At 66.0% G+C, this 3,769-nt stretch carries 7 protein-coding genes (1 of these 7 cut by a window edge); 3 read left to right on the top strand and 4 right to left on the bottom strand.

From position 1 onward, the window contains the following. Positions 1–39: the end of a LysR family transcriptional regulator gene (locus tag BGN95_RS04170; RefSeq protein ID WP_502688248.1), read on the top strand. The gene continues 468 nt to the left of window position 1, outside the view; the window shows 39 of its 507 coding nt (coding positions 469–507); its start codon lies beyond the left edge, outside the window; it ends in the stop codon at positions 37–39. Further along, positions 36–434 (top strand): LysR substrate-binding domain-containing protein, encoded by a 399-nt coding sequence (locus tag BGN95_RS04165; protein WP_286771705.1) that lies wholly within the window; start codon positions 36–38, stop codon positions 432–434. Before BGN95_RS04170 ends, BGN95_RS04165 begins: the two co-directional genes overlap by 4 nt. A 37-nt stretch (positions 435–471) precedes the next feature. On the opposite strand, the gene BGN95_RS04160 is transcribed toward BGN95_RS04165, so the two are convergent. The 3 genes from BGN95_RS04160 to BGN95_RS04150 are packed head-to-tail and all read right to left on the bottom strand — an operon-like array spanning position 472 to position 2,230. Continuing rightward, on the bottom strand, positions 472–768 hold the full coding sequence (locus tag BGN95_RS04160; protein ID WP_179514472.1) for a plasmid stabilization protein: 297 nt from the start codon (positions 766–768) through the stop codon (positions 472–474). A gap of 23 nt (positions 769–791) precedes the next feature. After that, entirely contained in the window at positions 792–1,679 is an 888-nt protein-coding gene (locus BGN95_RS04155; RefSeq protein WP_286771704.1) for an SDR family oxidoreductase, read from the bottom strand. A 32-nt stretch (positions 1,680–1,711) separates the two neighbouring features. Then, positions 1,712–2,230: a YciE/YciF ferroxidase family protein gene (locus BGN95_RS04150; RefSeq protein WP_265311644.1), complete on the bottom strand. Its 519-nt coding sequence runs from the start codon at positions 2,228–2,230 to the stop codon at positions 1,712–1,714. A 167-nt stretch (positions 2,231–2,397) separates the two neighbouring features. Here BGN95_RS04150 and BGN95_RS04145 point away from each other — a divergent pair, with 167 nt between their 5' ends. Further along, complete coding sequence (locus BGN95_RS04145) at positions 2,398–3,348, top strand: cation diffusion facilitator family transporter (RefSeq protein WP_286771703.1); 951 nt, start codon at positions 2,398–2,400, stop codon at positions 3,346–3,348. A gap of 6 nt (positions 3,349–3,354) precedes the next feature. On the opposite strand, the gene BGN95_RS04140 is transcribed toward BGN95_RS04145, so the two are convergent. Then, the coding region (locus tag BGN95_RS04140) for a Crp/Fnr family transcriptional regulator (RefSeq protein WP_286771702.1) at positions 3,355–3,769 on the bottom strand (415 nt) is incomplete at its 5' end.

Here is a 3,769-nt window from a genome sequence, read left to right as displayed (position 1 = left end):
GCCTCGAATCCGGCATCGAGACCAGAAACGAGCCGTTGATCACCGAGCGGCTCGTCCTTGTCGGGCTGCCCGGGCGGTTCTCCGTGCTCGACGAGCATACGCCGATCGTGCAGCACGCGCTTCGCAAAGGCGATTGGCCGCGATATCTCGCGGCACGGCACGGCGGCAAAGCCCCGTTGTTCGGCAGCCTGGCGCTCGATCGTTTCAGTGCGATCATCCACGCGGTCGTGATGGGATCGGGGATAGCGCTCGTGCCCGATTTCATGGTCCGGACCGAGCTGGAGGATCGAACGCTGCAGCAACTCGATCCCGAGCCGTTTCTGACGGGCTTCACCTACGATCTTTCGTTCCCGACCAAGCGCAGTCGAAACAAGGCGGTGGATGATTTTGTCACATGGATTCGCGAACAGGCCGCGCCTTTCGAGCCCAACTAACGGCGCAGTGAATCAATAACCGACGCGAAAAGGCCTGCTAACCGTTCCCGCGCCGCCGGCGGGTCTCCCACCCCTTCTTCGCGGCGGCGGAACGCGTGGCGTGCGACTGGCTGCTTCCGCCGATATGCCCGCCGCGCCGCGCGCTTTCGTGATTCTCCTTCTTGCCGCGCCCCGAGCCCGATTTCTTGCCGCCGCCGGTCTGTTTGTTGACCGTCGCCCAGGCGCGCCGCTCGGCTTCTTCGTGGCCGACGCCGCGATCCTCATAGCCTTCCTCGATATGCTCGGCCTGGCGCTTCTGCTTGCCGGTATAGCTGGATTTGTCGCCGCGGGGCATCGACCCTCTCCTCTGCTGAAATGCTATGCCACCCCGGTGCCGCCGTCGGCGCCGAAGATGCTGCCGGTGGTGAAGCTGTTGCCCGGCTCGGCCAGCGCCACATAGAGCCCGGCGAGTTCGGCGGGCTGGCCGGCGCGGCCGAGCGGGGTGTTCTGCCCGAACTTGCGCACCCCGCCTTCGAGCTGGCCGCCCGAAATCTGCAGCGCGGTCCACACCGGCCCCGGCGCGACCGCGTTGACGCGGATTCCGCGCTGCGCGAGCTGCTTCGCGAGCCCCTTGGTGAAGATCTCGATCGCGCCCTTGGACGCGGCGTAATCGAGCATCTCCCCGCTCGGGTTGAAGCTGTTGACGCTGGCGGTATTGATGATCGCCGATCCCCGCGGCATCGATCCAACCGCGCGTTTGGCGATCCAGAACATCGCATAGAGGTTGGTCTTCATCGTGCGATCGAATTGCTCGTGCGAGATGTCCTCGATCGTCTTCTGCGCCTGCTGATAGCCCGCGTTGAGGACGAGCAGATCGAGCCCGCCGAGCCGCTCGCGCGCATCGTCGACCAGTTGCGCGCAGAAATCGGGGTCGGTGAGATCGCCGGGCAGCAGCGTCAGATCGCGTCCCTCGCGCGCGAAAAGCGCGTGGAGATCGTCGGCATCGGGTTGTTCGCGCGGGTGGAAGTTGATCGCGACCTTCGCACCCTCGCGCGCAAAGGCGATCGCCGCCGCGCGGCCGATCCCGGAATCGCCCCCGGTCACCAGCGCGTGGCGGCCGGCGAGCCGGCCGGTGCCGACATAGCTCGCCTCGCCGCAATCCGGGACGGGCTCCATCTCGCGCTGGAGCCCGGGCCATTCCTGCCGCTGCTCGGCGAAGTCGCCGCTGCGGTAGCGCCCGATCGGATCGATGAGTTTCTCGCTCACGGCGGCGACCTCCTTTGCTGCGCCGGCGGGCCTCAAATCGCCGCGACGCGATCGGCGCGCGCGTTGGCGAAGGTCTCGGCGAGATCGGACAATTTCTCGTCGGTCGAGCGCTCTTCCTCGAGCGTCGCCTCGAGCAGCGGGACCACCTCGTCGCGCCCGAGCTCGCGCGCCCAGGCGATCAGCGTGCCGTAGCGCGTGATCTCATAATGTTCGACCGCCTGCGCCGATGCGATCAGCGCGGCATCGAGCACGCTCTTGTCCTCGATATCCCCGGCGACCTCATTGGCCTCTTTGATGATGCCGTCGATCGCGGGGCAATCGACCGCCTTGGCCTTTTGATCGAGTAGCTCGAACGCGCGCTCCAGCCTTGCGATCTGCCCGCGGGTTTCCTCGAGATGCTGCTCGAACCCGGCACGCAGCGAATCATCGGTCGCCTTGTCGATCATCTTGGGCAATGCCTTGGTGATCTGGTTCTCGGCGTAATAGATGTCCTGCAGCGTGTGGATGAAAAGATCATGCAACGTCTCGATGTCCTTGCTGAACAGTCCCACGTTCTTTCTCCTCGGGCTCGAAATATAGGGTTCTCGAAAAACCCGCGGCACGGGGATGCGCTGCATCGCGCGCAAGGATTTGATGGTAACATAGATTAGCGGCGAACCCGCCCGCCGCGCCGTGCGTTGAACCCGTTCGTCCGACGGTCAGACAAGGTGCCCCGCCGATGCCGCACGAACGCAGCGGAAATCTGGTTCTCTACGGCGCGCTCGGCGCCAATGCCGGGATCGCGGTCGCCAAGTTCGTCGCGTCGGCGATCACCGGCTCGTCGTCGATGCTGACCGAGGGGGTGCATTCGCTGGTCGACAGCGCCAATCAGATGCTGCTGCTCTACGGCCAAAAGCGCGCGCGGCGGCCGCCCGATGCGGCGCATCCCTTCGGCTATGGCCGCGAGCTCTATTTCTGGGCGTTCATCGTCGCGATCCTGATCTTCGCCGGGGGCGCGGGGCTGTCGGTCTACGAAGGGCTGGATCATGTGAGGCACCCGGAGCCGCTGCGCGATCCGACCGTCGCTTATGTCGTGCTGGTGGTCGGCGCGGCGTTGGAGGGCGCCTCCTGGGCGATTGCGGTGCGCGCATTCGACAGCGCTCGCCGCGGCCGGCGCTGGTGGGAATCGATCCGCCAGTCGAAGGATCCGGCGAATTTCATCGTGCTGTTCGAAGACAGCGCCGCGCTGATCGGGCTGGCACTGGCGGGCGCGGGGATCTGGGCGAGCCACCATTATGGCGATCCGCGGCTCGACGGCATCGCCTCGATCGCGATCGGGCTGGTGCTGGCGGGGGTAGCGATGCTGCTCGCGCGCGAGGCGAAGGGGCTGCTGATCGGCGAAAGCGCCGACGCGACGATCATCGCTACGGTGTGGCGCCTGCTCGACGCGCAGCCCGGGATCACCGCGGTCAATCATGTGCGAACGGTGCACACGTCGCCCGACGCGGTGTTCGTCGCGATCAGCGCCGATTTCGCCGACGATCTGCCGATGGGCAAAGCGGAATTGCTGATCGAGGCGCTCGAGACGAAGATGAAGGCCGCGCTTCCCGAACTGACCTCGATCTATATCCGCCCCGAACGACGCCAGGACGCGCTGATCCAGCGCCGTCCGGTCGAGGCGGAGGGATAGCTGGGCTCAGGCGTGCGCCAGCCTGCCGTGCGTCGGCACCGCACCGGCGCCGGGGATGTTCTGGAAGACCTTGAGCGCCTCCGGAAGATTATTCTTGAGCGGCGGGTTGTCGGCACTGGACCGGAAGAAGGCGATCTTCTTGATCCTGGCGAAATCGCGCAGCTTGAGCTGGCGTGACTTGAGCTCGATCAGCCCGGAGCGGCGCATCTGCTGGAGGGTGCGGTTGACATGGACCGGGGTGAGCCCGGTGATATCGGCCATGTCGGTCTGGGTGAGCGGCATCTCGCACCGCCCGATGCCCCCGGCATTGACCGCGCCGATCCGCTCGACCAGTTCGCAGAACAGATGCGCGAGCCGCTCGACCGCGCTGCGCCGCCCCAATGAGACGAGCCATTCGCATTGCGCCTCGGCGAGCAGATGC

The sequence above is a fragment of the Sphingomonas sp. 66-10 genome (genome assembly GCF_001897045.1).
Classification (GTDB): domain Bacteria; phylum Pseudomonadota; class Alphaproteobacteria; order Sphingomonadales; family Sphingomonadaceae; genus Sphingomonas; species Sphingomonas lycopersici.
The sequence above is the reverse complement of the archived record's forward strand: the minus strand, read 5'-3'. Positions and strand labels throughout refer to the sequence as shown.